The 26,541-nt window shown below is 60.1% G+C and carries 26 protein-coding genes; 15 read left to right on the top strand and 11 right to left on the bottom strand.

The genetic code is table 11. The features are described 5' to 3' along the window. Positions 1-52: 52 nt before the first annotated feature. The 4 genes from fabF to fabD all read right to left on the bottom strand — a co-directional run bounded on the left by fabF (position 53) and on the right by fabD (position 3,620). Entirely contained in the window at positions 53-1,315 is a 1,263-nt protein-coding gene (gene fabF / locus AC1DNI_RS07710) for a beta-ketoacyl-ACP synthase II (RefSeq protein ID WP_027229799.1), read from the bottom strand. Between the two features lie 110 nt (positions 1,316-1,425). After that, positions 1,426-1,662 (bottom strand): acyl carrier protein, encoded by a 237-nt coding sequence (locus AC1DNI_RS07705; protein WP_008128530.1) that lies wholly within the window; start codon positions 1,660-1,662, stop codon positions 1,426-1,428. 258 nt (positions 1,663-1,920) lie between these two features. Then, positions 1,921-2,658, bottom strand: a complete 738-nt coding sequence (gene fabG / locus AC1DNI_RS07700) for a 3-oxoacyl-[acyl-carrier-protein] reductase (RefSeq protein WP_027229800.1) — start codon at positions 2,656-2,658, stop codon at positions 1,921-1,923. 17 nt (positions 2,659-2,675) lie between these two features. Continuing rightward, entirely contained in the window at positions 2,676-3,620 is a 945-nt protein-coding gene (gene fabD, locus AC1DNI_RS07695) for an ACP S-malonyltransferase (RefSeq protein WP_477691398.1), read from the bottom strand. A 196-nt stretch (positions 3,621-3,816) separates the two neighbouring features. Here fabD and AC1DNI_RS07690 point away from each other — a divergent pair, with 196 nt between their 5' ends. From AC1DNI_RS07690 to AC1DNI_RS07635, 12 genes are all read left to right on the top strand, one after another. Then, positions 3,817-4,038 (top strand): type II toxin-antitoxin system HicB family antitoxin, encoded by a 222-nt coding sequence (locus tag AC1DNI_RS07690; protein ID WP_477691397.1) that lies wholly within the window; start codon positions 3,817-3,819, stop codon positions 4,036-4,038. 273 nt (positions 4,039-4,311) lie between these two features. Then, the gene (gene rpsF / locus AC1DNI_RS07685; protein WP_027229802.1) at positions 4,312-4,740 is read left to right on the top strand and encodes a 30S ribosomal protein S6; all 429 of its coding nucleotides are present in this window, start codon (positions 4,312-4,314) and stop codon (positions 4,738-4,740) included. After that, on the top strand, positions 4,740-4,988 hold the full coding sequence (gene rpsR, locus AC1DNI_RS07680; RefSeq protein WP_027229803.1) for a 30S ribosomal protein S18: 249 nt from the start codon (positions 4,740-4,742) through the stop codon (positions 4,986-4,988). Before rpsF ends, rpsR begins: the two co-directional genes overlap by 1 nt. Before the next feature lie 141 nt (positions 4,989-5,129). Next, positions 5,130-6,098: a DUF2232 domain-containing protein gene (locus AC1DNI_RS07675; RefSeq protein ID WP_477691396.1), complete on the top strand. Its 969-nt coding sequence runs from the start codon at positions 5,130-5,132 to the stop codon at positions 6,096-6,098. Between the two features lie 19 nt (positions 6,099-6,117). After that, positions 6,118-6,687: a 50S ribosomal protein L9 gene (gene rplI, locus AC1DNI_RS07670; protein ID WP_091919068.1), complete on the top strand. Its 570-nt coding sequence runs from the start codon at positions 6,118-6,120 to the stop codon at positions 6,685-6,687. Between the two features lie 367 nt (positions 6,688-7,054). After that, positions 7,055-8,335 carry a class I SAM-dependent methyltransferase gene (locus tag AC1DNI_RS07665; RefSeq protein WP_477691395.1) on the top strand — a complete coding sequence of 427 codons (1,281 nt, stop codon included), beginning with the start codon at positions 7,055-7,057 and terminating at the stop codon, positions 8,333-8,335. A 368-nt stretch (positions 8,336-8,703) separates the two neighbouring features. Further along, positions 8,704-10,197, top strand: a complete 1,494-nt coding sequence (locus tag AC1DNI_RS07660; RefSeq protein ID WP_027229807.1) for a replicative DNA helicase — start codon at positions 8,704-8,706, stop codon at positions 10,195-10,197. Between the two features lie 4 nt (positions 10,198-10,201). After that, on the top strand, positions 10,202-11,368 hold the full coding sequence (gene alr / locus AC1DNI_RS07655) for an alanine racemase (protein ID WP_477691394.1): 1,167 nt from the start codon (positions 10,202-10,204) through the stop codon (positions 11,366-11,368). Continuing rightward, entirely contained in the window at positions 11,368-12,768 is a 1,401-nt protein-coding gene (radA, locus tag AC1DNI_RS07650) for a DNA repair protein RadA (RefSeq protein WP_027229809.1), read from the top strand. The genes alr and radA overlap by 1 nt, the downstream gene beginning before the upstream one ends. A 41-nt stretch (positions 12,769-12,809) precedes the next feature. Beyond that, entirely contained in the window at positions 12,810-13,409 is a 600-nt protein-coding gene (locus AC1DNI_RS07645) for a CvpA family protein (RefSeq protein ID WP_027229810.1), read from the top strand. A 138-nt stretch (positions 13,410-13,547) separates the two neighbouring features. Continuing rightward, positions 13,548-15,041, top strand: coding sequence for an amidophosphoribosyltransferase (purF, locus tag AC1DNI_RS07640; RefSeq protein ID WP_175492349.1), 1,494 nt, complete (start codon positions 13,548-13,550; stop codon positions 15,039-15,041). Positions 15,042-15,053: 12 nt separating this feature from the next. Continuing rightward, positions 15,054-15,806 (top strand): SDR family NAD(P)-dependent oxidoreductase, encoded by a 753-nt coding sequence (locus AC1DNI_RS07635; protein ID WP_477691393.1) that lies wholly within the window; start codon positions 15,054-15,056, stop codon positions 15,804-15,806. Between the two features lie 410 nt (positions 15,807-16,216). Here AC1DNI_RS07635 and AC1DNI_RS07630 read toward each other — a convergent pair whose 3' ends face one another. Continuing rightward, on the bottom strand, positions 16,217-17,278 hold the full coding sequence (locus AC1DNI_RS07630; protein ID WP_477691392.1) for a helix-turn-helix domain-containing protein: 1,062 nt from the start codon (positions 17,276-17,278) through the stop codon (positions 16,217-16,219). Positions 17,279-17,423: 145 nt separating this feature from the next. Here AC1DNI_RS07630 and AC1DNI_RS07625 point away from each other — a divergent pair, with 145 nt between their 5' ends. Continuing rightward, entirely contained in the window at positions 17,424-18,458 is a 1,035-nt protein-coding gene (locus AC1DNI_RS07625; protein ID WP_477691391.1) for an alpha/beta hydrolase family protein, read from the top strand. Positions 18,459-18,476: 18 nt separating this feature from the next. Here AC1DNI_RS07625 and pssA read toward each other — a convergent pair whose 3' ends face one another. From pssA to AC1DNI_RS07600, 5 genes are all read right to left on the bottom strand, one after another. After that, complete coding sequence (gene pssA, locus AC1DNI_RS07620; RefSeq protein ID WP_477691390.1) at positions 18,477-19,325, bottom strand: CDP-diacylglycerol--serine O-phosphatidyltransferase; 849 nt, start codon at positions 19,323-19,325, stop codon at positions 18,477-18,479. Between the two features lie 9 nt (positions 19,326-19,334). Continuing rightward, positions 19,335-20,066: a phosphatidylserine decarboxylase gene (locus tag AC1DNI_RS07615; RefSeq protein WP_255695364.1), complete on the bottom strand. Its 732-nt coding sequence runs from the start codon at positions 20,064-20,066 to the stop codon at positions 19,335-19,337. Between the two features lie 93 nt (positions 20,067-20,159). Further along, positions 20,160-22,040, bottom strand: a complete 1,881-nt coding sequence (locus AC1DNI_RS07610) for an ABCB family ABC transporter ATP-binding protein/permease (protein WP_477691389.1) — start codon at positions 22,038-22,040, stop codon at positions 20,160-20,162. 2 nt (positions 22,041-22,042) lie between these two features. Next, complete coding sequence (locus AC1DNI_RS07605; RefSeq protein WP_477691388.1) at positions 22,043-22,381, bottom strand: ArsR/SmtB family transcription factor; 339 nt, start codon at positions 22,379-22,381, stop codon at positions 22,043-22,045. Positions 22,382-22,502: 121 nt separating this feature from the next. Continuing rightward, positions 22,503-23,756, bottom strand: a complete 1,254-nt coding sequence (locus tag AC1DNI_RS07600) for a LysM peptidoglycan-binding domain-containing protein (protein WP_477691387.1) — start codon at positions 23,754-23,756, stop codon at positions 22,503-22,505. Between the two features lie 177 nt (positions 23,757-23,933). On the opposite strand from AC1DNI_RS07600, the gene AC1DNI_RS07595 reads away from it, so the two are divergent. Beyond that, positions 23,934-24,539 carry an LOG family protein gene (locus tag AC1DNI_RS07595; protein ID WP_477691386.1) on the top strand — a complete coding sequence of 202 codons (606 nt, stop codon included), beginning with the start codon at positions 23,934-23,936 and terminating at the stop codon, positions 24,537-24,539. A 21-nt stretch (positions 24,540-24,560) separates the two neighbouring features. Further along, positions 24,561-25,562, top strand: a complete 1,002-nt coding sequence (locus AC1DNI_RS07590; protein WP_477691385.1) for a CorA family divalent cation transporter — start codon at positions 24,561-24,563, stop codon at positions 25,560-25,562. Here the strand turns inward: AC1DNI_RS07590 and rarD are convergent. Beyond that, a complete protein-coding gene (gene rarD, locus AC1DNI_RS07585; RefSeq protein ID WP_370462119.1) occupies positions 25,559-26,515 on the bottom strand; it encodes an EamA family transporter RarD in 957 nt (318 codons plus the stop codon). The genes AC1DNI_RS07590 and rarD overlap by 4 nt on opposite strands. Positions 26,516-26,541: the final 26 nt, after the last annotated feature.

The raw sequence follows: 26,541 nt of genomic DNA, 5'->3' as shown, positions 1-26,541 counted from the left end.
ATCGATTGCGAATATGGCGAAAGCGCGAATGAGCGCTCCCGCCGTGCTCGCATCACTGTTGATAACGCCGCAATACGAGCGAAGCGTTCGTGCCGCCGAAACCGAAGGAATTGGACAGGGCGATATCGATCTTGCGTTCGCGCGGCTTGTGCGGGACGAGATCGATCTTGGTTTCCTTCGACGGATTGTCGAGATTGATGGTGGCAGGCGCGATATTGTCACGAATGGCGAGGACGCAGAACACAGCTTCGGTGGAACCTGCCGCGCCGAGAAGGTGGCCGATCGACGACTTCGTCGAAGACATCGAAATTTTCGATGCAGCATCGCCGACAACGCGCTCGACCGCACCGAGTTCGATGGTGTCGGCCATCGTCGAGGTACCGTGCGAGTTGATGTAATCGATATCGTCGGGCGTAATTCCAGCGCGCTTCAGGGCCATCTCCATGCAGCGCTGCGCACCTTCGCCATCCTCTGACGGGGCGGTGATGTGATAGGCATCGCCAGAAAGACCGTAGCCGATCACTTCCGCGTAAATCTTTGCGCCGCGTGCCAGGGCATGTTCGAGCTCTTCAAGCACGACGACACCAGCACCCTCGCCCATGACGAACCCATCGCGGTCCTCGTCATAGGGCCGCGAAGCAGCCGTGGGATCATCGTTGCGCGCGGTTGACAGCGCCTTGCATGCGGCAAAGCCGGCAAGCGAAATGCGGCTGACCGGAGATTCCGTACCCCCGGCAACCATCACGTCGGCATCGCCAAAGGCAATCAGACGCGAGGCATCGCCGATCGCATGCGCGCCAGTCGAACAGGCGGTAACGACCGAATGGTTCGGCCCGCGCAGCTTGTGCTTGATCGAAACGTGCCCGGAGGCGAGATTGATCAGGCGGCCCGGAATGAAGAATGGCGAAATGCGCCGGGGGCCTCTGTCCCGCAGCGTATAACCAGCCTCGACGATACCTTCGAGACCGCCAATGCCCGATCCGATCAGCACGCCGGTGCGAATCTGGTCTTCATCGCTCTCCGGCGCCCATTTGGCATCGGCAAGCGCCTGGTCGGCGGCCGCCACGGCGTAGATGATGAATGGATCGACCTTGCGCTGCTCCTTGGGCTCCATCCATTCATCCGGATTGAACGTCCCGTCGGTGCCGTCGCCTACCGGAATGCGGCAAGCGATCTTGCAGGGCAGATCATCAACTTCAAATTCCGTGACGCGCCGGGCACCACTTTGGCCTGCGAGCAAACGAGACCAGGTGGCTTCAACACCGGATGCGAGAGGAGACACCAGCCCAAGGCCGGTTATGACAACGCGCCTCATGGCCGATCCTTCAATGTCATATGCAACATGATTATTTCCGGCTCCACGCATGAACGAGGAAGGCAGAACACCTTACATCACCATCCACGCGGTGGCGAGCCGAACGAAAATCAGGCCTGTGCCTTGTCGATGAACTTGACCGCATCGCCGACTGTCAGAATCGTCTCAGCAGCATCATCGGGAATTTCGACGCCGAATTCTTCTTCAAAGGCCATCACGAGCTCGACAGTATCAAGGCTGTCGGCGCCCAGATCGTCGATGAAGCTCGCACCATCGGTGACTTTCTCGGCATCAACGCCCAGATGTTCAATGACGATTTTCTTGACGCGTTCTGCAGTATCACTCATGTGGAACCTCAACCTGTTTGTTTTTTCCTATGCCTTGGTTAGCGGCACGGATGACTCTAATCAAGCAATAAGATGGTTGTTTTACCCTGTTCGGCAGCCAAAACACCCACCCATGCGGCTCTTTCCTTGCGGAATTTGAAAGGACATCAAATCGGTTTGACTGCCCAAACTGGTGCGCGACTTATCACGCTTTATTCGTCGCCTCAATCTCATAAATGGGATTGGACCCAATACCCACCGATACCTGCACTAACAGGCTCAAATCATTGCCATGCCGCCGTTGACGTGAATGGTCTGGCCGGTGACGTATGCGGCCTCGCTGCTGGCGAGGTAGGCAACCGACGAAGCAACCTCGGCACCAGTGCCCATGCGGCGCATCGGGATGGCGGCCATGATGCTTTCCTTCTGCTTGTCGTTGAGCTTGTCGGTCATGGCCGATTCGATGAAACCGGGCGCGACGCAATTGACCGTCACGTTGCGGCTGGCAATCTCTTGCGCCAGCGACTTCGTAAAGCCGATCAGGCCGGCTTTTGACGCAACATAGTTGGTCTGGCCCGGGTTGCCGGTCACGCCGACGACGGAGGTGATGTTGATGATGCGGCCGTAGCGGCGGCGCATCATCGGATGCGTCAGCTCGCGCGTCAGCCGGAAGACTGCCGTCAGATTGACCTCGAGCACGCTGTCCCAATCGGCATCGCTCATGCGAACGAAAAGACCGTCCTTGGTGATCCCGGCATTATTGACGAGGATGTCGACGCCTTCGAGGTCGGCTTCCGCCTTCTCGCCCAGCGCCTTGACTTCTTCGCGGCTCGAAAGGTTGGCCGGGAAAATCTTGACGCGGTCGCTGAATTCGCCGGCCAGGGATTCCAGTTTCTCGACACGGGTGCCATGCAGCCCGACTGTGGCGCCCTGTGCGTGCAGCATCCGCGCGATCGCCTCGCCAATGCCCCCTGTCGCGCCCGTCACGAGCGCCTTGCGGCCGGTCAGATCAAACATGGTATGTCCCTCTTGTCTCAGGCGTTGAGCGCGGCGACTGCCGCATCGATGTCTTCCGGCGTACCGATGGCGACCCCGGAAATGTCCTTGTTGATACGGCGGGCAAGGCCGGTCAGCACTTTGCCGGCGCCGATCTCATAGAGCGTCGTCACTCCATTTGCGCCGAACCACTCGACGGTTTCGCGCCAGCGCACCTGGCCGGTGACCTGCTCGACCAGCAGCCGGGCGATTTCATCGGCAGATGTGACAGGCGCTGCGCGCACATTGGCAATGAGCGGCACGATCGGATCCTGCATGCGCACAGCGGCGAGCGCTTCGCGCATGGCCTCAGCCGCCGGCGCCATCAGGGCCGAATGAAAGGGCGCGGATACGGGCAGCATGATAGCGCGTTTTGCGCCCTTCGCCGTTGCCAGCGCCGCCGCCGCCTCGACAGGGGCCTTCGCGCCGGAAATCACCAGCTGACCGCCGCCATTGTCGTTAGCGATCTGCACAGGTCCCCCGGCAGACGCTTCTTTGCAAACGGCTTCAACATCGGCGTGCTCCAGCCCGATGATGGCGGCCATGGCGCCCTCGCCGGCGGGAACAGCCTTCTGCATGGCATTGCCGCGAATACGGAGAAGCCGGGCCGTGTCGGCGAGCGAGAACGTGCCGGCCGCGCAAAGTGCCGAATATTCGCCGAGCGAATGCCCGGCAACGCAGGCGACCTTGTTCTGCAGCGAAACACCCTTTGCCTCAAGGACGCGCAGGACGGCGATGGAAACCGCCATCAGCGCCGGCTGGGCATTGGCTGTCAGCGTCAGGGTCTCTTCCGGGCCTTCCCAGATGATTGCCGATAGCTTCTCGCCAAGGGCTTCATCCACCTCGTCGAACACCGCACGCGCTTCAGCGAAGTTGTCCGCCAGCGCCTTGCCCATGCCGACGGCCTGGCTTCCCTGTCCCGGGAAGGTGAATGCTATGGACATGGAAGGGCCTCCAATCGTTCGCTCGCTTGTCAATCTGACGCGCGATGTGCCTATGGGCAAGCGCGAAGTCAAGCTTTGATGCTGCAACGGCCGGCAAGCCCACAGTATTGAACCAATTGTTATATTGACTGCAGCCGTCGCACTGCTCATCAATTCTGGCTCAGCGTCCAGTTCATCGACGCCGTCAGGAGCGCAAATGACCTACCATAAGTATCCGGTCGCGGTCTCGCCGCTCTCCGAGGATGATGGCGGCGGTTTCGTCGCCTATGTTCCCGACTTGCCCGGGTGCATGAGCGATGGCAGCACGCCGGAAGAGGCCGTTCACAATGCCTACGACGCCATCGAAGCCTGGCTGGAAGCTGCACATGACCACGGTCGGCCGATCCCGGCACCATCGTCGAGGCTTACATCCGCTTGAATCGTCCGATCCCGCTGCCTCGAATATTCTCGGACGGGCGGGTTGCTTCTTTGACCTTTTGCCCGTATAAGCCGCCCGTTCATTGCTCGGCGTCAGCTGGGGGCTGAACGGAGGGCCGGATCAAGCATCCGTCGAAGCGTAAAGCTTCAGCCTCCCGTGTCTCCGCTCTCGATCGTCTCCATCAGCGTCCTTTCTTCCCCGGTCTTCCGGCAGAGAGATTCGCAGAGGTTTACCGTTGATACCGGGCAATATTAACGAAGAAAGGCAAAGACAATGGCTCTTTATGAACATGTGTTCCTTGCCCGACAGGACATTTCGCAGCAGCAGGTCGATGCGCTTGTAGAACAGTACAAGGGTATCATTGAGACCAATGGCGGATCAGTCGGGCGTATCGAAAGCTGGGGACTGCGTGCCCTCACCTATCGTATCAACAAGAACCGCAAGGCGTATTACTCGCTTCTCAACATCACTGCTCCGGCAGCGGCTGTTGCCGAACTCGAGCGCCAGCAGCGCATCAATGAAGACGTCCTGCGCTTCATGACGATTCGCGTCGACGAACACGAGGAAGGCCAGTCGGCCATGCTCGCACGTCGCGACGATCGCCGTGACCGTGACGACAACAAGTTCGGCGGCCGCGACGACGATCGTCCGCGCCGTCCGCGTCGTCCGCGTGACAACGAAGCCGGTGAAGGAGCAGAATAATGGTTGATATCAATCAGATCCCGACCCGCCGTCCGTTCCATCGCCGCCGCAAGACCTGCCCGTTCTCGGGTGCGAATGCGCCGAAGATCGACTACAAGGACATCAAGCTCCTGTCGCGCTACATTTCCGAGCGTGGCAAGATCGTTCCTTCCCGTATCACGGCCGTCAGCCAGAAGAAGCAGCGCGAACTCGCCCAGGCGATCAAGCGTGCACGTTTCCTCGGCCTCCTGCCCTACGTTGTGAAATAAGACAAGACCGAAGGCGGCAGCCCAGCCGCCGCCTTCCTTGCCATCCGCGATGGGCGCGGGCCTGGCGAACAAAAAAACCCAAGTTGAGGCTCTGGTCGAAGAACCGCCTCTAACTGCTGAAGAAGCAGGACAGCGAGCGAGATGAAACTGACTGCAAAAGATATTGGCGTTGGAGTAATGGCGGGGCTCGCAGCTGCGCTGCTCTCGGTCGGCGTCATCACGCAGTCGACGCTCGCCATGGCGCTCCTGCTTTTTTCCCCGCTTCCGATTTTCGTTGCCGCCCTCGGCTGGGGCACCGGCGCGGGCTTCATTGCCGCCCTCTCCATGGCCGTTGCCGTTTCGGTGCTTGCCGCACCGACCGCCGCCATCGTCGTCGTGCTTATCACGGCGCTGCCCGCCGCGGCAGCTTCCTACTTCATTGGCCTTGCACGTCCTGCCGAGGAGATCGGCGGCCCGAAGGATACCTATGTCTGGTACCCGATCGCCGACATGCTGCTTCGCCTCGCGCTGATCGTCGGCGCAAGTTTCATCGCCATCGGCGTGATGATCGGCTTCGGCGATGATTTCGCCGCGCAGCTTGCCGCGTCGCTTGGACAGCAGCTTGCCGCGAGCAATCCAGAACTTGCCGCCAATGCGGAAGCCGTCCAGGACATGGCCCTGCTCGTCGTGCGCGTCCTGCCGGCCATGCAGCCGGCCGTCTGGGTGATGATCATCGTCGCCAATCTCTACCTTGCCCTGCGTCTCACGGCAGCGTCGGGCAAACTGCGCCGTCCGAGGGATGACTGGCCGCGCGCCCTGCGCATGCCCCGCCCGGCGCTCGCCGTCTTTGCCGTTGCCTGTGCCGCGTGCTTTCTTCCTGGCGGTATCGGCTATGCCGCAACCGCCTTTGCCGGCGCCCTTGGCGCCTGCTTCATCATGGCCGGCTTTGCCATGCTTCACGCACGGACACGCGGAGCCGCGTGGCGTCCGGTGGCGCTATGGTTCGCCTACTTCGCCGTGATGCTCTTCGTCTTCGTGCTTTTCTTCTTCCTTCTCGCCGGTCTGTTCGACACATCGCGCAGCGCGCCGGTTTCGAAGGCTGCGAATACAACACCCAACAACGACAATTGAACTTGAAAGGAAACTCAAAATGGAAGTCATTCTTCTCGAACGTATCAGCCGCCTCGGCCAGATGGGCGACACCGTCAAGGTAAAGGACGGCTTTGCCCGCAACTTCCTCCTGCCGCAGGGCAAGGCTCTTCGTGCCAACGAAGCCAACAAGAAGAAGTTCGAGGGCCAGCGCGCCCAGCTCGAAGCCCGCAATCTCGAGCGCAAGTCCGAAGCCCAGGCAATTGCCGACAAGCTCAACGGCAAGACCTTCGTCGCCATCCGCTCGGCCGGCGAGACCGGTCAGCTTTACGGTTCGGTATCGACGCGCGATATCGCCGACCTGATCACGGCCGAAGGCTTCTCGCTCAACCGCAACCAGGTTGAGCTCAACCTGCCCATCAAGACGATCGGCTTGCACAAGGTCGTTCTCGCCCTGCATCCGGAAGTTGAGGCATCGGTCACTATCAACATCGCCCGCACGGCCGACGAAGCCGAGCGTCAGGTAAAGGGCGAAGACCTTACCTCCGCTCAGGCGATCTACGGAATTGAAGAAGCTCCGCTTTCGGACGAATTCTTCGACGAGGACGAAGAAGGCGAAGAAAACGCCTGATAGTACTTCGGTTACCATGAGGTAACTGCTTTACTTGAGTCGCACAAAACACCCGGCAGAGATGCCGGGTGTTTTTTTGCTTTTCAGAACGAAAAAATTGAGTAGATTTACTTGTCCTACCCATGCCCGACCTAGACTCAAGGTTGAGTCTTCTAGAGCAAAGGATATCCAAATGGCACCATTCTGCCGGAGGAAATTCGGGATACGGTCAAAGGGTCCGGCAAGACCGATCGCATCGGTCGAGCCAACGCCCGCAGAATTTATTCCGAATCTGCCCGGAACGCCGGGTTTCCGCCCAAGAAGACATACCTTTTGGACATCCTTTGCTCTGATGGCCGAGCTCTATCGTCAATGATGGAGATTGTTCATGAATGCCATTCTAAAGGCTGCACTATCACGGCTGATCCACACTGGTACCCTTGTAATAACGGACGCCTCGGGCAAATCCCGGACGTTTGGCGATGGAACGGGCGAACCGATCGCCTTTCGCATCAACAGCGCCGCCGCAGAGCGGAAAATCGCGTTCGACCCGTCGCTGCACTTTGCCGAAGCCTATATGAACGGCGAAATCGACGTTCTTGACGGCAATATCTACGATGTCCTCAAGATCATATTCGAGAATACCGGGGCAACGGTTGCCCGGGAACCCTGGATGCTGGCAATCGAAGGCATCCGCCGCGCCACACGCAGACTGCACCAGATGAACACGCTGACCCGCGCATCGAACAATGTGCAGCGGCACTACGACCTTTCGGGAGACCTTTATCGTCTCTTCCTCGACAGTGACATGCAGTACTCCTGCGCCTATTTCGAGCGCCCTGACGCGACGCTCGAAGAGGCGCAGCTTGCGAAAAAGCGCCATATTTCCGCAAAGCTTCTCGCCAGGAAGGGCCAGAAGGTGCTCGATATCGGCTGCGGCTGGGGTGGCCTCGGGCTTTACCTTGCCAAATATCTCGAAGCAGACGTTACGGGCGTCACGCTTTCGCAGGAGCAGCATAGCGTTGCCAACAAGCGCGCCTTCGATGAAGGCCTCTCGGCACGCGCACGCTTTGATCTCCGCGACTATCGCACGCTGGAGGACGGTTTCGACCGCATCGTTTCCGTCGGCATGTTCGAGCACGTGGGCGTCGGCCATTTCGCCGAGTATTTCCAGCACACGGCCCGGCTTCTGAAAAAGGATGGCGTGTTCCTCCTGCATTCCATCGGCCGTTCGGACGGTCCGTCCTACACGAATGCGTTCATCCAGAAATACATCTTCCCAGGCGGCTATATCCCGGCCCTGTCGGAAGTCGTCCCGCATATCGAGAAGGCAGGCCTTGTCGTCACCGATATCGAGATATTGCGTCTCCACTACGCCGAGACGCTGCGTATCTGGCGCGAGCGCTTCATGGAAAATCGCGAACAGGCCAAGGCGATCTATGACGAACGCTTCTGCCGTATGTGGGAATTCTATCTCGCCGCCTCGGAAGCGGCTTTCCGTTGGCAGAACCTCGTCGTGTTCCAGATCCAGCTGGCGCACCAGCAGGAGGCCGTGCCGCTGACCCGCGACTATATATTCGAGGCAGAAAAGCGGCTGAGGCGTCTCGAATGCGAGCGCAGTTCCGCCAACAGCCAGGTCAATACGAAGGAGTCGGTAGCGGGGCGCTAGGCCGCCCCTCTTCCCCTTCGCCGTCATCTTGCGCCTGGAATGCCACCACGATCACCCTCGGGCCTATGCTGCCGTTATCGTCGGTCCGTCCCGAGGATCCATTCCCCGCTAAAGAATCGGCGCTGGTCCCATTGCAGCTGTGCGGAGCGGCCGGCGTTCACACAGCTTATTGCCGCCTGCAATTTGCACAAATTCCCGCGCCGGGTGTAAATTCAGGAAGGCGAATCGCGCCCCGAATCTGCCTTTCTGAGTCAAGCTTCAAACAATCCGAGTCTGCTTTTGTTGTGGATTGAAATGTATGTTTCGACCCCGCATTGCGCGGTCAAATGCCCGGTTGCCATAGTGAAGGGATAACAGGAAAAGGCGAAATGGCTGAAGCAACGGTACGCAAGATCAATGAGGCGCGCGACGCCTTCTACAGGGAGGCTCCCAATAATATCGAGGCGGAGCAGGCCCTTCTGGGTGCCATTCTTGTCAACAATGATGCGTTCTACCGCGTTTCCGATTTCCTGAAGCCGACCCATTTCAACGAACCTTTGCACCGCAAGATTTTCGAGATCTCATCCGACATGATCCGGATGGGCAAGATGGCGAATCCGGTGACGCTGAAAACCTTCGTGCCGGCCGACGAGAAGGTCGGCGACATGACGGTCATGCAATATCTCGCCCGTCTCGCGGCCGAAGCGGTGACAATCATCAATGCCGAGGATTACGGCCGCGCCATCTACGACCTCGCGACCCGCCGCGCGCTGATCACCATCGGCGAGGACATGGTCAATATCGCCTATGACGCTCCCGTCGATGTCGCCCCGCAAGGCCAGATCGAGGACGCTGAGCGGCGGCTGTTCGAGCTTGCCGAAACCGGCCGCTACGATGGCGGGTTCCAGACTTTCACCGACGCGGTGAAGTCCGCGGTCGACATGGCCAATGCCGCCTTCATGCGCGACGGCCACCTCTCCGGCATCTCCACCGGCATACGCGCACTCGATGCGCGCATGGGCGGGCTGCAGCCTTCCGACCTTATCGTACTCGCCGGGCGCCCCGGCATGGGCAAGACCTCGCTTGCGACCAATATCGCGTTCAACATCGCCGCGGCCTATGAGCCGGAACAGCAGGCGGATGGCAGCTTCAAGGCCAAGAATGGCGGCGTCGTCGGCTTCTTTTCGCTCGAAATGTCGTCGGAACAGCTGGCGACGCGTATTATTTCCGAGCAATCGGAGATCAGTTCCTCGAAAATCCGCCGAGGCGAAATCAGCGAGGCCGATTTCGAAAAGCTGGTCGCCTGCTCGCAGCACATGCAACGCGTGCCGCTCTATATCGACCAGACCGGCGGTATCTCGATCGCCCAGCTTGCCGCAAGGGCACGGCGGCTCAAGCGGCAGCGCGGGCTCGACGTTCTCGTCATCGACTATATTCAGCTGATGCAGGGCTCTTCCAAGCGCGCCTCGGAAAACCGCGTTCAGGAAATCACCGAGATAACAACCGGCCTGAAGGCGCTCGGGAAGGAACTGAACACGCCTATCATCGCCCTCTCCCAGCTTTCACGCCAGGTGGAAAGCCGTGAAGACAAACACCCGCAACTTTCGGACTTGCGCGAATCCGGTTCGATCGAGCAGGACGCCGACGTCGTGCTTTTCGTTTATCGCGATGAATACTATATCAAGAACAAGGAGCCGAAAGTAGGGACGGAAGAGCATTTCAAGTGGCAGGCCGATCTCAACGAGGCTTCAGGCAAGGCGGAAGTCATCATCGCCAAGCAGCGCCACGGCCCGACGGGAACCGTGAGGCTTGCGTTCCAGTCGGAATTCACGCGCTTCACCGATCTTGCCGAGGATTCGCATCTTCCCGAACGATTCGAGTGATGATTTGAACAACAAGACCAATGTGACCACGACCGGCGCCGACCCGCGGCTGGCCGGTGGACGCCTGACCATCGACCTCGATGCTCTCATTGCCAACTGGCAGCTGCTCGCGGAGAAATCGAAGCCAGCCGAAACATCGGCCGTGGTCAAGGCCGACGCTTATGGGCTCGGGATCGTGCATGTCGTGCCCGCCCTTTGGCAGGCTGGCTGCCGCAGCTTTTTCGTCGCGCTTGCAGAAGAAGGTTTGCGGGTCAAAGCCGTTGCGCCGGATGCGCGCGTGTTCGTCCTCAACGGATTTTTCGAGGGCGCATTTCCCGCCTATGAGCAATCGGACCTCATCCCGGTTCTTGGATCGCCCCACGAAATCGAGCTTTGGGAGCGCGCGAATTCCGGTCGTCCCGAGCCGCTGCCATTCGCCTTGAATGTAGATACCGGCATGAATCGCCTCGGGCTGACGGTTGACGAGGCGCTGGCATATGCCGCAAGGCCCGGCGCACCGCCCCCGGTGCTCCTGATTACCCATCTTGCGGCGGCCGACGACACGGCCCACGCCTTGACGGCCAAGCAATTTGAATCATTTCAAAAGCTTCGAGCCGCTTTCAAAGGCATTCAGTCAAGTATCGCCAACTCGCCTGGCGTTTTTCACACACTGCATACGGGCTTCGATTTGAGTCGCCCCGGCGTCGCTATGTATGGCGGCGAACCACTCTTCGGCGTTGCCAATCCGATGCGTCCGGTGGTGACGGTAGAGGCGCGCATCGTACAAATCCGTAACGGCCGCAAGGGGGAGACGGTCGGTTACGGCGCCACCGCGACGCTCGAGCGTGATACGCGGATTGCGATCTGTTCGGTCGGCTACGCCGATGGCTACCTCCGCTCGGCTTCGGGAAGCGGTGTGCCGTTGCGCAGCGCTGTCGCCAAGGGCGGCGAAGGGTTCATCGCCGGCCAGAAAGTGCCGGTGATTGGCCGCGTCACCATGGACCTTACCTCGTTCGACGTGACGGATCTTCCCGAGGAGGCGGCAAAGCCGGGGGACTTCATCGAACTGATAGGCCCCAACATTGCGCTGGATGAGGCCGCACGAGCCGCCGGCACCATTGGCTATGAGATGCTTACCAGCCTCGGCAATCGCTATCACCGCCGCTATCTCCATTCGGGAAAGCGTAGCTGATGGCCAAGGCCCGGGTTCAATTCATCTGCCAGAACTGCGGCGCGGTGCATTCACGCTGGGCGGGGAAGTGCGACGAATGCGGTGAGTGGAACACGCTGGTCGAGGAAGGCACCTCCGGCGGGATCGGGAGCGGCCCGGGACGCCTTTCGGCCCGCAAGGGGCGAGCCGTCGCCCTCACCAGCCTCTCTGGTGAGATCGAGGATGCGCCGCGTATCCGCTCCGGGATCGGCGAACTCGACCGGGTGACCGGCGGCGGATTCGTACGCGGTTCCGCCATCCTCGTCGGCGGCGATCCAGGTATCGGCAAGTCCACATTGCTGACGCAGGCGGCAGCAGCGCTGGCGCGGCGTGGCAACCGCGTCGTCTACGTCTCGGGTGAAGAGGCGGTGGCGCAGATCAGGTTGCGCGCGCAGCGCCTCGGCGCTGCAGATACCGACGTGCAGTTGGCGGCCGAGACCAATGTCGAAGACATTCTGGCAACTATCGCCGATTCGAAGCGGCCCGACCTCATCATCATCGACTCGATCCAGACCCTTTGGACGGACGCGGCCGATTCGGCGCCCGGCACGGTGACGCAGGTACGCGCCGGCGCACAGGCGATGATCCGCTATGCCAAGCAGACCGGCGCCGCCGTCGTTCTCGTCGGCCATGTCACCAAGGAAGGCCAGATTGCCGGTCCGCGCGTCGTCGAACATATGGTCGATGCCGTGCTCTATTTCGAGGGCGAAGGTGGCCATCACTACCGCATTCTGCGCACGGTGAAGAACCGCTTCGGACCCACTGACGAGATCGGCGTTTTCGAAATGTCCGACCGCGGCCTGCGGGAAGTTGCGAACCCATCCGAGCTTTTCCTCGGCGAGCGCAACGAAAAATCCCCGGGCGCAGCGGTATTTGCAGGCATGGAGGGCACGCGCCCGATCCTCGTCGAGATCCAGGCGCTGGTTGCGCCGTCGACGCTCGGAACGCCGCGGCGCGCCGTTGTCGGCTGGGACGGCAACCGCCTGTCGATGATTCTCGCCGTACTCGAAGCCCATTGCGGCGTTCGGTTCGGCCAGCATGACGTTTATCTGAACGTTGCCGGCGGTTATCGCATTACTGAACCGGCCGCTGATCTCGCCGTCGCCTCTGCGCTGGTTTCATCCATCGCCGGTATTGCCCTTCCGGCCGATTGCGTCTATTTCGGCGAAGTCAGCCTATCGGGCGCCGTGCGCCCGGTTGCACATGCTGTACAGAGACTGAAAGAAGCAGATAAGCTTGGCTTCAAGCAGGCGGTTCTTCCCAAGGGAAGCAACGATGTTGCCAAGAACGGCAATGCCGCTCTGACCGAAACGGCTTCGTTGCCGGACCTTGTGGCCCGGATCGCGGCTTCGGGACCAGGCAAGAAACAACGCGCAGACTGACCGGATGGGGCCATCGGGCAGTGACATGGGGATGAAAGTAAATGCCGATTACGTTGCTTGACGGAATTCTATTGGGCATCACCCTCGTATCGGCGGTCCTCGCCATGGTGCGCGGATTTTCGCGCGAAGTGCTGTCGGTTGTTTCCTGGGCAGCGGCGGCAGCGGCCGCCTATCTCTTTTACAAGCCTGTTGTTCCCTTCCTTACACCGTACATCAGCAACGACACCATCGTGCAGATTGCAGCGGCGGGCCTTGTCTTCGTCGTCACGCTGATCGTCGTGTCCATTATAACCATGAAGATTGCCGATTTCATCATCGACAGCCGCATCGGCGCGCTTGACCGCACGCTCGGCTTCCTGTTTGGCGCAGCGCGCGGCATACTTCTCGTCGTCGTCGCCATGCTGTTCTTCAACTGGCTCGTGCCGGAAAACCAGCCAGCCTGGGTTGGAAACGCCAAATCGAAGCCGATGATCGACCAGCTTGGCGCGAAACTTGTCGGCCTTCTGCCGGAAGATCCCGAATCGACCATCCTGAAACGGCTGAAACCCGGCACGACCGCGCCGGAAGCATCGCCCGACGCGACGACTGCGCCGGAACCGAAGGAAGATATCCCGCCGGAAGGTGGTGCGACAAACCAGTGACTTGGAGTCTTGGCGCTTATACACCATATAGGGGCTTCGATTGACACGTGGACGCGGGTCCTGCCCTGTTAGTCGATTGCCTCCTATGGCATAATATGAATTAGGCTCAATTGAATCTGCGGCGAAAGGCTGGCGGTAATGACCGACATTTCTCGTGACGATACCCAATTGATGTCCCTCGATGACGACACACTGCATGAAGAGTGCGGTGTGTTTGGCATTTTGGGGCACACCGACGCGGCCACGCTGACGGCGCTCGGATTGCATGCGCTGCAGCACCGCGGGCAGGAAGCTGCCGGTATCGTTTCCTATGACGGACGCCAGTTCTGCTCGGAACGGCGCATGGGCCTTGTCGGCGATCACTACACCAACCCCGCCACGCTTGCCCAATTGCCGGGCGACAGGGCCATCGGCCATGTGCGCTATTCGACGACAGGCGACACGGTTCTGCGCAACGTGCAGCCGCTCCTCGCCGAGCTTGAGGTCGGCGGCATCGCCATCGCCCATAACGGCAATTTCACCAATGGCCTGACCCTGCGCCGCCAACTGATCGCCGACGGTGCGATCTGCCAGTCGAATTCCGATACGGAGGTCGTCCTCCACCTTATCGCGCGCTCGCGCCATGCCTCGTCCAGCGATCGCTTTATCGACGCGATCCGCCAGATGGAAGGCGGCTATGCGATGCTCGCCCTCACCCGCACCAAGCTGATTGCCGCGCGTGATCCGATCGGCATCCGCCCGCTCGTCATGGGCGAACTCGACGGTAAGCCGATATTCGCATCCGAGACCTGCGCGCTCGACATTATTGGCGCGAAGTTCATCCGCGACGTGGAAAACGGTGAAGTCGTTGTCTGCGAGATCCAGCCGGACGGCTCGATCAGCATCGACGCCTTCAAGCCCCAGGCTCCGAAGCAGGAGCGGCTCTGCCTGTTCGAATATGTGTATTTCGCCCGCCCCGACTCCGTCGTCGGCGGCCGCAACGTCTATACGGCGCGCAAGAACATGGGCATCAACCTTGCCAAGGAAGCGCCGCTTGAGGCCGACGTCGTCGTGCCGGTTCCAGATGGCGGCACACCCGCCGCGATCGGCTTTGCCCAGGCCAGCGGTATCCCGTTCGAGCTCGGCATCATCCGCAACCACTATGTCGGACGCACCTTTATCGAGCCGACGCAGTCGATCCGCGCTTTCGGCGTGAAGCTGAAGCATTCGGCCAACCGTGCCGTCATCGAAGGCAAGCGCGTCGTTCTCATCGACGACTCGATCGTGCGCGGCACGACGTCGGTCAAGATCGTGCAGATGATCCGCGATGCCGGGGCGAGCGAAGTTCATATCCGCGTCGCGAGCCCGATGATCTTCCACCCGGATTTCTATGGCATCGACACACCGGACGCCGACAAGCTCCTCGCCAACCAATACGCCGATCTCGACGCGATGTGCCGCTACATCGGCGCGGATTCGCTGGCGTTCCTGTCGATCGACGGTCTCTACAAAGCCGTCAGCGGCCAGCCACGCGATTCCCGTGCGCCGCTGTTCACCGATCACTATTTTACTGGCGACTATCCGACCCGTCTTCTCGACAAGGATGGTCCGAGCAACGTCCACAAGCTCTCGCTTCTCGCAAATAACGGTTGAGTTCACGACACAATGATTTCTGACGGCAGTTTCCGGCTGGACGGCAAGCTTGCGCTTGTCACTGGCGCATCCCGCGGCATCGGCTATTTTCTGGCGAAGGAACTTGCCGCACGCGGCGCCCATGTCATCGCCGTCGCCCGAACGGTCGGAGGGCTCGAGGATCTCGACGACGAGATCAAGAGCGTGGGCGGTACCGCGACGTTGGTCCCGCTCGACCTGACCGACATGCCGGCCATCGACCGGCTTGGCGGCTCGATCCACGAGCGTTGGGGAAAGCTCGACATCATGGTTGCGAACGCCGGTTTCCTCGGAACGATATCACCGATCGGCCATGTGGAAGCGAAGGTGTTCGACAAGCTGATGGCGATCAACGTGTCGAGCGTATGGCGCCTGATCCGCACCACCGATCCGCTCCTGAAGCTCTCGGATGCCGGCCGTGCGCTGTTCCTTTCCTCAGGCGTCGCCCACACGGCGAGAGCCTATTGGGGTCCCTATGCCGCTTCCAAGGCCGCCGTCGAGGTAATGGCGCGCAGTTGGGCCGAGGAGACGCGCCAGACGCGCCTTCGTATCAACTCTGTCAATCCCGGCGCAACCCGCACGGCGATGCGCGCCCAGGCAATGCCCGGCGAAGATCCGGAAACCTTGCCGACGCCGGGCGACGTTGCGGCCCAGATCGCGCTTATGCTTGACCCGGCACTCGATGTCACCGGCAAACTCTATGACGTGCGCGAAGGCAAGCTTCTGAACTACAACGATCCAAGCTAGCGTAACCGTACTCGTCGGCAGGTGTTGGTTACGATTTTGCCGGCTCGACCACGGCTCTTGCGAGAATTAGAAGCCATGCGCGGGCGAGCGAGCACATTTATCCGCTGATATGCACCGAAAAGCAGATCCGTCGCGGGCTCGATTGCGGTCTTGGCGACTTTTGAACCGTTCTACCGGAAGGTATTGATTTCACATCGCCGCTCCTCTCCACCGTCATCCTCGGGCGCTTGACCCGAGGACCACTCTTCCTTTTCGTGTGGTCAACAGCGTCCAAGATGGATCCTCGGGTCAAGCGCCCGAGGATGACGGCGGTGGGAGCGGATGACGGCAATGGGAGCCGTTGAGCGGGGGGCCGGCAGGGGCGCCAAGCAGGGAACGACGGCGGTGCGACCGGATGAAGGCAGTGGAGGCTAGACAACGAGTCGTATCCGCTTGGTCGGTCTGGCGTTCAGTTCCCATTGCAGCGCACGCCACGCCTTGGGGCTCATGCCTGTAACGCGCAGAAATTCGCGATTGAAATTGGACTTTGTTTGAAAACCTGCATCGAACATGATGCGGGTTATCGGATCGTCCGTATTTGCGAGCAGGCGGCAAGCCTCCTTCACGCGAAAATCATTGACATACTGCGAGACGCTCATTGCCTTGACGCGGTTGACCGCGCCCGACACCTGACGGGTCGAGAGGCCCATTTTTCGCGCAAGCCGGTTCAGGTTAAGATCGACATCCCGGTGCAGGCTCCGCGTTAGCATCAATTCGTCAAGCGAAGCAGCGATACGGGCGTCTTCCGCGCTCGGCACCGGGGACGGTATTTCACTGCCGCTTCCATCGTCTTCAGTTGCGGGTTGGCTGGTTCCCGCAACGGACGCTGCGGTTCCAAGGATCAGCAGGGCAAAGACATTGCCAATGGCCACGATACCCCCGGAATGGATTCCGCCTGTTTCGGCGAAATCGAGGCTGATGATGATATCCCCGAGACCGGAGCCAAGGATGGCGAACGCAGTGATCTGTAGCGCCCTATACGTGTTGCCGACACCGTCGAGCCTCGAAGAACCGAGCGCGTTCGGCCCGAGCCAGGCCAGCCATGTCAGCGCGCTACCATAGCCGAGAAATATCACGATAAGGGCGAGCGAAATCGGCGTCGGCCAGAACGCCACGAATGCCACAATCGTCAACGCTGGCATTGCATGCAATAAAAGCAGCGGGCGATTGCGCGGCAAGCGCCCGTCGCGCAAGCCATCGAAACTGAGCCATGCAAGAGCGGGGATAGTTGCAGCCAGTATCGCCTGCACAGGCAGGAGTGCGACGATGTCGTATCCCCAGCGCGTTCCTATCACCAGTGATTGCAGGGCGTAGAGAGCGATCAAGGCCGCAAAGAACAGGTTTGGCTTATTCCCATCGCTTCGCCTCACCATCTGGATCAGCAGGATGGCAAGCAGCAAGGCAACGACATACGGCAACGGGACAAATATCATCTGCACTCAATCCGTGAATTCGGCACCGGCAATATGTCCTCCATCGCGATTGCGGACGACCTGAAACGCAATTGAGGTCGTTATCATACGGGAATTACGCTGCGATCAAGGCTCGACCAACTCTACCATTTCGGAGCCCGGAAGCATGCTGGATATTCTCGCATCATTTATCGCACTCTTTTCGACGATGGCCATGCGTGCGGCCATCCCCGCGCTCGCAATTTTTGGCTCGCCGGAACTTGCTGATGCAGCAGGTTTTCAAACGCTGACCGTGCCTTCAAATAGAAGCGGACCAGAATTGCGAGGCGCCGTCTGGTATCCCTGCACCGGGATACCAGGTGAAGTGAAATTTCGCTTCGATACGCTCAATGTCGCCCAAGATTGCCAGGTGACTGGCGAAAAGTTGCCACTGATTATCATCTCGCACGGCGTCGGCGGCTGGTTCGGCAATTTTCACGTCCTCGCAGAAAAGCTTGCCGATGCAGGTTTTGTCGTCGCCGCTATCAGCCATCCTCGGGATGCCGGTCTCTCGGATTCCCGAGACCCCGGCGACATCGCTTCAATGACGCAGCGCCCGGCGGATATGACAAGGCTCGTCACCTTCATGCTCGGCTCCTGGCAGGATGCGTCGAGGCTTGATGCGGGCCGCATCGGGTTCTTCGGATATTCCCGAGGCGGCTTTACCGGCCTGGCGCTGCTCGGCGGACGACCTGACTGGAACCTGCTGCTAACAAATTGCCCCACCTATCCCGGCAATCGCTTCTGCGAACAAATCCGCGCCAGTGCGATAGGCCCCCTCACATCCGATCCCCGTATAAAGGCTGCTGTGGTCGTCGATCCAGCAGGCGGCAGCCTGTTCACCCGCGCAGGTTTGAAAGACGTGACAGTTCCTGTGCAGCTCTGGGGATCAGAACGGGGCGGCGATGGACTTTCGGTGAAGGATGCCGCGACGATTGCCGCCAACCTGCCACGCAAGCCGGAATTTCATTTCGTTGCCAATTCAGGGCACTTTTCGTTCCTGCCGCCGTGCGGCCCGGAACTGGCAAAACTTGTTGCCGACTCCGAACCCGAAATCTGCGCCGACGCATCGAACTTCGACCGCGTTGCGTTTCACAAGGATTTCAACGCGGAAATCCTCGCATTTTTCCGCAAGCAATTCATGAAACCCAAGCCCGAGTAACGGCCGAAAACCTAAGCCTCACGACGAAGTGGCTTCGGCCTCGTTGTTTGGAGAAGCGGTGGCGGCGCTGAGTGCATCCGCCGCTTCAAAGCGCTTCCAGGCGCGTGTGCTGAAAGGCAGGCTGATGAAGAAGGCGATCGTCGTCAGTGTCAGCGTCTGCCATGTGTAGCTCATCAGGAACGCAACGTAGACCACGATGAACAGGAAAATCGGCATGACCCAGTCGGAGCGCAGCTTCGTGCCCGCCGCCTTGCCGCTATAGACCGGCAGACGGCTGATCATCAGGCTGGCGACAATCACCGTATAGGCCGCCGCCCCGAAGGCGAGAGCCCGCGTCGGGGCAAGTCCGAGAAAGCCGAGATAGACCGGCAGCATTACCAGAAGCGCGCCGGCGGGTGCTGGCACCCCTGTAAAGAAGTTCTTTTGCCAGGCGGGCTGGCCTACGGCATCGAGCATGACGTTGAAACGGGCAAGGCGCAGGCAGCAGGCGATGCAATAGAGCAGCGCCGCGATCCAGCCGAAGGACCGCGCCTGATCGAGCATATAGGCATAAAGCACGAGGGCCGGCGCAACGCCGAAATTGACGATATCGGCGAGCGAATCCATCTGCGCGCCGAAATTGCTCGAGCCCTTCATCATGCGGGCGATACGTCCGTCAATGCCGTCGAGAAAGGCGGCAAGCAGCACCATGGCAACGGCGAGTTCGAAGCGATTCTCGAAGGCGAGCCTTATGCCCGTCAGCCCGGCACAGATGGCAAGCACAGTGATGACATTCGGGACGAGATAGCGCAGCGGAATGCGCCTGCCCCGCGGTTCGTGTGCCCGAGGCTTGTCGTCAAACAGCGGATCGGATTCGATGTCGTTCATGCCGCAACCTCAGCTGATCCGCACCAGCGGCGCGCTCGCCGCCCCGCCAAATTCCGCGATGACGGTCTCGCCGCCAACTGCCATCTGGCCAATTGCGACGCGGGGGGTAAAGCCCTGGGGAAGATAGACATCCACCCGTGAGCCGAAGCGGATGAGCCCGAAACGCTCACCGATCGACAGCGCGTTGTTCTCGTCAGCCCAGCACACGATGCGGCGCGCAACCAGTCCGGCGATCTGCACCACGGCGACCTCGCCATTCGGGCTTTCGATCAGGAGGCTGTTGCGCTCGTTCTCGGCGCTCGCCTTGTCGAGTTCGGCATTCAAAAACTTGCCCGGCTTGTGAACGATCGTCTTGATGCGTCCGCGCACCGGTGCGCGATTGATGTGACAAGAGAAAACGTTCATGAACACGGAAATGCGCGTCATCTCGCCGGTGCCGAGGCCGAGTTCGCGTGGGGGCACGGCTGGACCCACCGCTGAAACAATTCCATCCGCCGAGCTTATGACCAGCTTGTCGTCGATAGGCGTCACGCGCTGCGGGTCACGATAGAAATAGATACACCAGGCCGTCAGCACGAAGCCGATCCAGAACAACGGCTCCCAGAAATAGCCGAGAATGATCGTCGCACCGGCAAAACCGGCGATGAACGGATATCCCTCCCGATGAATCGGCACAAATGTATTGCGGATGGTATCGACAAGGCTCATTCGTTGCTTCCTGCTGGTCCCGGTAACGCACACGCGAAACCCAAGGCGCGCCAATGCGTTTCGCGCGTTACTTATCGGAGATTGGAGGCCGGGGCAAACGCTTCGCTCGCCAGTTCACTGAAACCGCTATGCTGCCGGCTCACCGCGCAAGACCACGCCAAGGTCGTCTTCCTCGCGCACACGGCGCAGCCGCTCCTCGGCCTCGGTGGCTTCGCGCTGGCGATTCCACATGGAAGCATAGAGGCCACCGCGGGCAAGGAGCGTCAGGTGCGTGCCACGCTCGGCAATGACGCCATCCTTGAGGACGATGATTTCATCAGCGCCGATGACAGTCGAAAGACGATGCGCAATGACCAGCGTTGTGCGGTTGCGGCTGACGAGATCGAGCGCCGACTGGATTTCATGTTCCGTGGCGCTGTCGAGCGCCGACGTCGCTTCGTCGAGGATGAGAATGGGCGGAGCCTTCAGGATCGTCCGTGCAATGGCCACACGCTGTTTTTCGCCGCCGGAAAGCTTCAGTCCACGCTCGCCGACCATCGACTCGTAGCCGTCCGGCAATGTCTGGATGAACGGACCGATCTGGGCAAGTTCGGCGGCGTTGCGCATTTCCTCATCGCTCGCGGCGATCCGGCCGTAACGGATATTATAGGCAATGGTGTCATTGAACAGCACCGTATCCTGCGGCACCATGCCGATGGCGGCGCGGAGGCTCTCCTGCGTAACGTCGCGAATGTCCTGCCCGTCGACACTGATCGAGCCGCTCTGGATATCGTAAAAGCGGAATAGCAGCCGGGAAAGGGTCGATTTCCCCGCACCGGAAGGCCCGACAATAGCAATCGTCTTGCCGGCCGGCACCTCGAAACTGACGCCCTTCAGGATGGGGCGCTTCGGGTCATAGGCAAAGTGAACATTGTCAAAGCGAACGGAACCGCGCTCAATGTCGAGCGGCCGCGCGTCCGGGCGGTCCTGAACTTCCTGCTCCACATCCAGAAGATCGAACATCTGCTCGATGTCGGTCAAGCCCTGGCGCACCTCACGATAGATGAAGCCGATGAAATTCAGCGGGATCGACAGCTGCATCAGCATGGCGTTGATGAATACGAAGTCGCCAAGCGTCTGCGTGCCGGCGAGAACCTCCCTGCCCGACATGATCATCATCACCGCCATGCCAACGCCGAAGATGACGGCCTGACCGAAGTTGAGCCAGCCGAGCGAGGTCCAGATACGGGTCGCCGACACTTCATAGCGCGCCATCGCTCCGTCGAAGCGCTTGGCCTCCATGGCCTCGTTGCCGAAATATTTGACCGTCTCGAAATTGAGCAGCGAGTCGATCGCCTTGGAGTTGGCGTCCGTATCGGAAGCGTTCATGTCGCGGCGTATGCCGATGCGCCAATCGCTGGCACGGACGGTAAACCACGTATAGAGCCAGACCGTGGCAACGACCACGGCGACATAGGAGAAACCATAGGTTACGGCGAAGATTACCGCCGTCATGAGGAATTCAAGGATCGTCGGCGCCGTGTTCAGGATCGTGAACCGGACAATCGTTTCGATGCCCTTGGTCCCGCGCTCGATGATGCGTGAAAGGCCGCCCGTGCGCCGTTCGACGTGGAAGCGCAACGACAAATCATGCATATGCACGAAGGTCTTATAAGCAAGTTTTCGCACGGCGTACTGGCCGACGCTGGCAAACAGCGCGTCGCGCAACTGGTTGAGACCTGCCTGGACGATACGGGCCAGATTATAGGCCGCGACCAGCATAAGCGGGCCAACGAGCAGAGCTGGCACGAGGTCCGAGGGCTCGAACTTGCCATTTAAGGCATTGGTCGCCCATTTGAAGAAATACGGAACAAGGATCAGAACGACCTTGGAAATGACGAGATAGACCGTGGCCCAGATCACGCGCATGCGCAGGTCCGGCCGCTCCATCGGCCACATGTATGGCCAGAGATTGCGTATGGTCTGGAATGTCTTTCCAGAGTCGGCGGAAACGGTCTTGTTGGCCACTTTTATTCCTTGTGGATCGCGGGGTGCAGCGAGGCACGGCCCCGAACCATCCCTTCATCGGAACAGCAAAGGCTCGCTATGTCGCTGACAAACGCGGCAACGGTGACGAATGCATCCGGATTAATACTGTAGTGCGAGCTCTGGCCTGAGGGCTGATAGCGGACAAGGCCTGCTTCGACGAGAATTTTCAGATGCTGCGAGACCGTCGACTGCGCAAGGTCAAGCTGCGCGACGATATCCTTGCAACAGGAGCGGTCGAGACAGGCGAGCTGCCGGACGATGCGCAAGCGCGCCGGATGAGCAAGCGCGGCAAGGATCCGGGCGGTTTCCGCGTCCGACAAAGAGCGTTCAAACGGATTGGTACAATTCATCGTCTATCGGCGATAAACGATATAAATTTCCAAAGCAAGCCGAAAAATAAAACGCTATTCCGGCTGGTGGGGCCGGAATAGCGCAATCATGTCACTCGACAGCCGATTTTTCCTGATCCGGCAAGGTGAAGACCTGACCGGGGAAGATCTTGTTCGGGTTGCGGATCTGCTCCTTGTTGGCAAGGTAGATCGTCGTGTAGCGAACGCCCGCGCCATAGGTGCGGCGGGAAATCCGCCAGAGATTGTCACCCCGGCGAATGATAACCGAACCGTCGACATTCTTGAGCGGCGCCTCGCTGTTCTGCGCTGCCGGATCCGTGCCTTGCGGAACGGCGCCAGTTGCGCTGTCGCCGGGCGTGGCATCAGCAATCGCTGCGACGCGTTCACCCGCCTCGCGTTTGAACGGCACCGCCGCACGCGCGATTATGGTCATGCCATCCCGGCCCATCATTTCGGCCCGGATAATATAATCGCCGACCGCAAGTTCCTGCACCGTCTGCAGCAGGAAGCGGCCGTTTGGCGCCGTCTTGGTCGTTCCAAGCGGATCGTCATTGGCATAGAGCTTGACTGTCGAGCCTGGCTCGGAGGTGCCGGCAATGAAAATCTTGTTGCCCTCGATCTCGACAGCCTCGACGGCGACGAGAGCCCTCTCGGCGGGCGTGGCGGGCTTGTCGCCGGCCGGCGAGGCGGCGGTCGCCGTTGCCGTCTGCCCTTCGGCCGGTGCAGCCGGTGTCGTGGCTTGCGGCGTCGTGATCATGCGGCTCGGTTGGCCAGATTGCTCGACGAGCGCCAGCACCTGTCCGGACTTGTTTTCGGGTATGGAGACAATGGCGGTCTCAAGCGATGTCAGCGCGCTGCCATCGGGCAGTGTCGAGCGCAGCACAAGCTGATAGTCGCCGGGTTTCAATGGCTTATCGAGGGCTATGACGAAGTCGCCGGTATCCGTCGCCTTGCCGGTGCCTACGATCTGCGATCCAGACAAAAGATCGACTGTAGCGTTCTTTGCCGCCTTGCCGGCAACAACGATCGATCCGGAGGGTTCGACGCGAAGAATGTCGAAAGTGGGTCCGCTCGATGTTATCGTCGCTTCGCCTTGCGGAACCGAAGCATCGGGCTGGGCAGCAGGCGCAGTGGCCCCAGGAAGCGTGGGGCTCTCTACCTTGGCCTCTTGTTGCGGGGCCGGTGCCGGTGCAGCGGCTGGCTGCTGTGTCTGTGCAGGACTGGTCGCAAGCGCTACGGGTTTGTCAGAAGTCGGCTCACCTGGCAGCAACGCCACGACAGCGGCGACGAGCCCAGCGGCAACGACAGTACCGAGCCCCAAAACCGCAATTTTATTCTCGAACATCGTTCCCCATTCCTATTGTTCTCTTTTTGGTCTAGCGCCTTTTCGCCGATGCTACAAGAAAACCCTTTAGATTCAGGACTAGTCTTTAGACTTATCAAGAACAAATCTGGGGTAGCAAACTTTTGTCGCATTACTACCGCCTTGACGTTTGGCGGTGCAGGAGGCACCACTCGTCGCATGAGCAAGATTCGATCCATCTGTGTCTATTGCGGATCCTCGCCGGGCCGCGATCCGATCTACAAGCAAAGCGGCAGGCTGCTCGGCAAGTCGATTGCCGCACACGGGCTTGAACTCGTCTATGGCGGCGGCACCAAAGGCATCATGGGCGCGGTTGCGGACGGCGTCATGTCCGCGGGCGGTCGAGTGACCGGCATTATCCCCAAATTCCTGATGAACAAGGAAGCCACCGAACACGCGCTTGGCCAGCTTTCCGAGCTGATTGTCACGGAAGACATGCACGAGCGCAAACACAAGATGTTCGAGCGCTCGGACGCCTTCGTCACGCTGCCCGGGGGCATCGGCACGGTCGAGGAGATCGTCGAGATCATGACCTGGGCCCAGCTCGGGCGGCATCGCAAGCCGATGGTCTTTGCCAATGTCAACGGCTTCTGGAATCCGATGCTTGCGCTCATCGACCACATGAAGGCCGAAGGGTTCGTGCATACGTCACATTTGGTCAATCCGCTTGTGGTAGAAAACCCGGATGAGATCGTGCCGGCGATCCTCAACGCCGCTGCGCGAGGCGACCGGGACGGCGATGAGTCGATCATCGAACGCATGTAGCTACGGAAAAGGGATCGATAGGTGGACACGAAGGCCTTGGATCCCAACAGCAAGCAACTCACCAGCGATGACTTTGTCATAAGCCACGCATTCAGCGCGGATGGCGCGCTTATCCAGCATCCTGGTGCCTCCAATCCTGGCGTATGGACGTGGAAAAGCTATGCCCTGGCCGATGCGAGAGCACGGCGCAGCCTCGAGACCGACGCCACCCTGCCCGAAGCGGTACGGGAGGTCCTGCTTGCCTCCGGCGACCAATGCCAGATCAATTTCGATGATGGCTGGCTATACGGCGAATTGCCCGATCTCCAGCACGAGCACTACGGTGATCCGCGCGAGCTCGGCTATTTCCGCTTCGCCTTCAATGATGGGGTCTTCATCAGCGCGCGGCGGCATCCGCTGCAGTCGGTCGACGACATACGCCAGGCGATGGGCCGGGGCAAAATCCGGCTTCCCTCACCGCTCACCCTGTTCAATGCTGTTTTCCGGCGTTTTCTTGAACTGCTCAAGGCGGAGATTGCCAAGCTTTCGGAAACGCTCGATTCGATCGAGGATCACATTGTCGGCGAGAACTGGCAGGGCGAACGGGAGCGCTTGGTGCCGGTGCGGCGGCAGATCGTGGTCTTCCACCGCTATCTGACAGCCACGATCAGCCTGTTCCGCCATATCGACCATGCCGACCGCAGGGCTCTGCCTGAGGAGTTGGACGATCTTATCGAGGCCCTGTCGCGGCGATCCGAAACCCTGCATGCGGAGGGTGACCAGTTGCAGCAGCGCGCACGGTTGCTGCAGGACGAACTGATGGCCAAGCTCACCGACCAATCGAACCAGTTCCTGTACGTTTTGTCGGTGATGACCGCTGTTCTTTTGCCAAGCACGGTCATCAGCGGGCTTTTCGGGATGAATACCGGCGGGCTACCGCTTGCAGAAAGCGCGCACGGTTTTTGGATCATCGCTTTCATCGCGCTCGCGATTTCCGCGGCGGTTTATCTGATTGTGCGCAGGATCGGCGGGAACAGGCGTTAAGCCGCCTTCACCTTGCGGGCTTGCTGCAACATCGACCACGTATAGATGGCAAGCGCCGTCCAGATCAGCGCAAAGGCGATGAACTGGATATGCGAGAAAGGCTCGCCGAAGACGAAGATGGCGCTGAGGAAGACGATCGTCGGTGCGATGTACTGCATCAGTCCGATCGTCGTATAGCGCAGCAGCTTGGCGCCGAATGCATAAAGGATGAGCGGCACCGCCGTTGCGGGCCCGGCGAAGAGCAGAAGGCCGACGTCGTGGGCGCTGCCATTGAAGAAGTGGCTGGTGCCCTGCGAGACGGTCCAGGCGATGAAGGCGAGCGAAGGCACTGACAAAAGCAGGACTTCAAGCATGAAGCCTTGGGTCGGGCCGATTGGCAACGTCTTGCGGAAGAAGCCGTAGAAGCCAAAGCTGAAGGCAAGCACCAGCGAGATCCAGGGCAAGCCGCCGGAATAGACCGTCAAAAGGAGCACCGCGCAGGCGGCGAGCCCGACCGCCACGGCCTGCGGCTTCGACAGGCGCTCGCCAAGGAAAATGCCGCCGAGCACGACATTCACCAGCGGGTTGATGTAGTAGCCGAGCGCGGTGTCGATCGCATGGCCGCTGCCGATCGCCCAAACATAGGTTCCCCAGTTGAGCGTGATGAGCGAGGCCGTCAGCATCGCCATGAATAGCATCCGGGGCGTCGTCAGCGCGACCTTCAGATCGCCGAACAACCCGAGCCACCACAGCAGCAGGGCGGCGATGGGTACCGACCAGATGATGCGATGCGCCACCACTTCCAGCGCCGGCATATGGGCAACCGACTTCAGGTAGAACGGAAGGACGCCCCAGAGCAGATAGGCCGAGAGCGCAAAGATGAAACCCTTCTTCCCGTCGGACATGCCGCCCGGACCTTCGGTTGTGACAAGGCCAGCGGTCACGGCGCGATTGGAAGCTATCTGTTCAGTCATGATGCGCCGACTCCTAGTCCTCGCTT

It is taken from the genome of Phyllobacterium sp. 01N428 (genome assembly GCF_056399405.1).
Note: the sequence above shows the minus strand (reverse complement) of the source record. Positions and strands in the feature narration are given on the sequence as shown.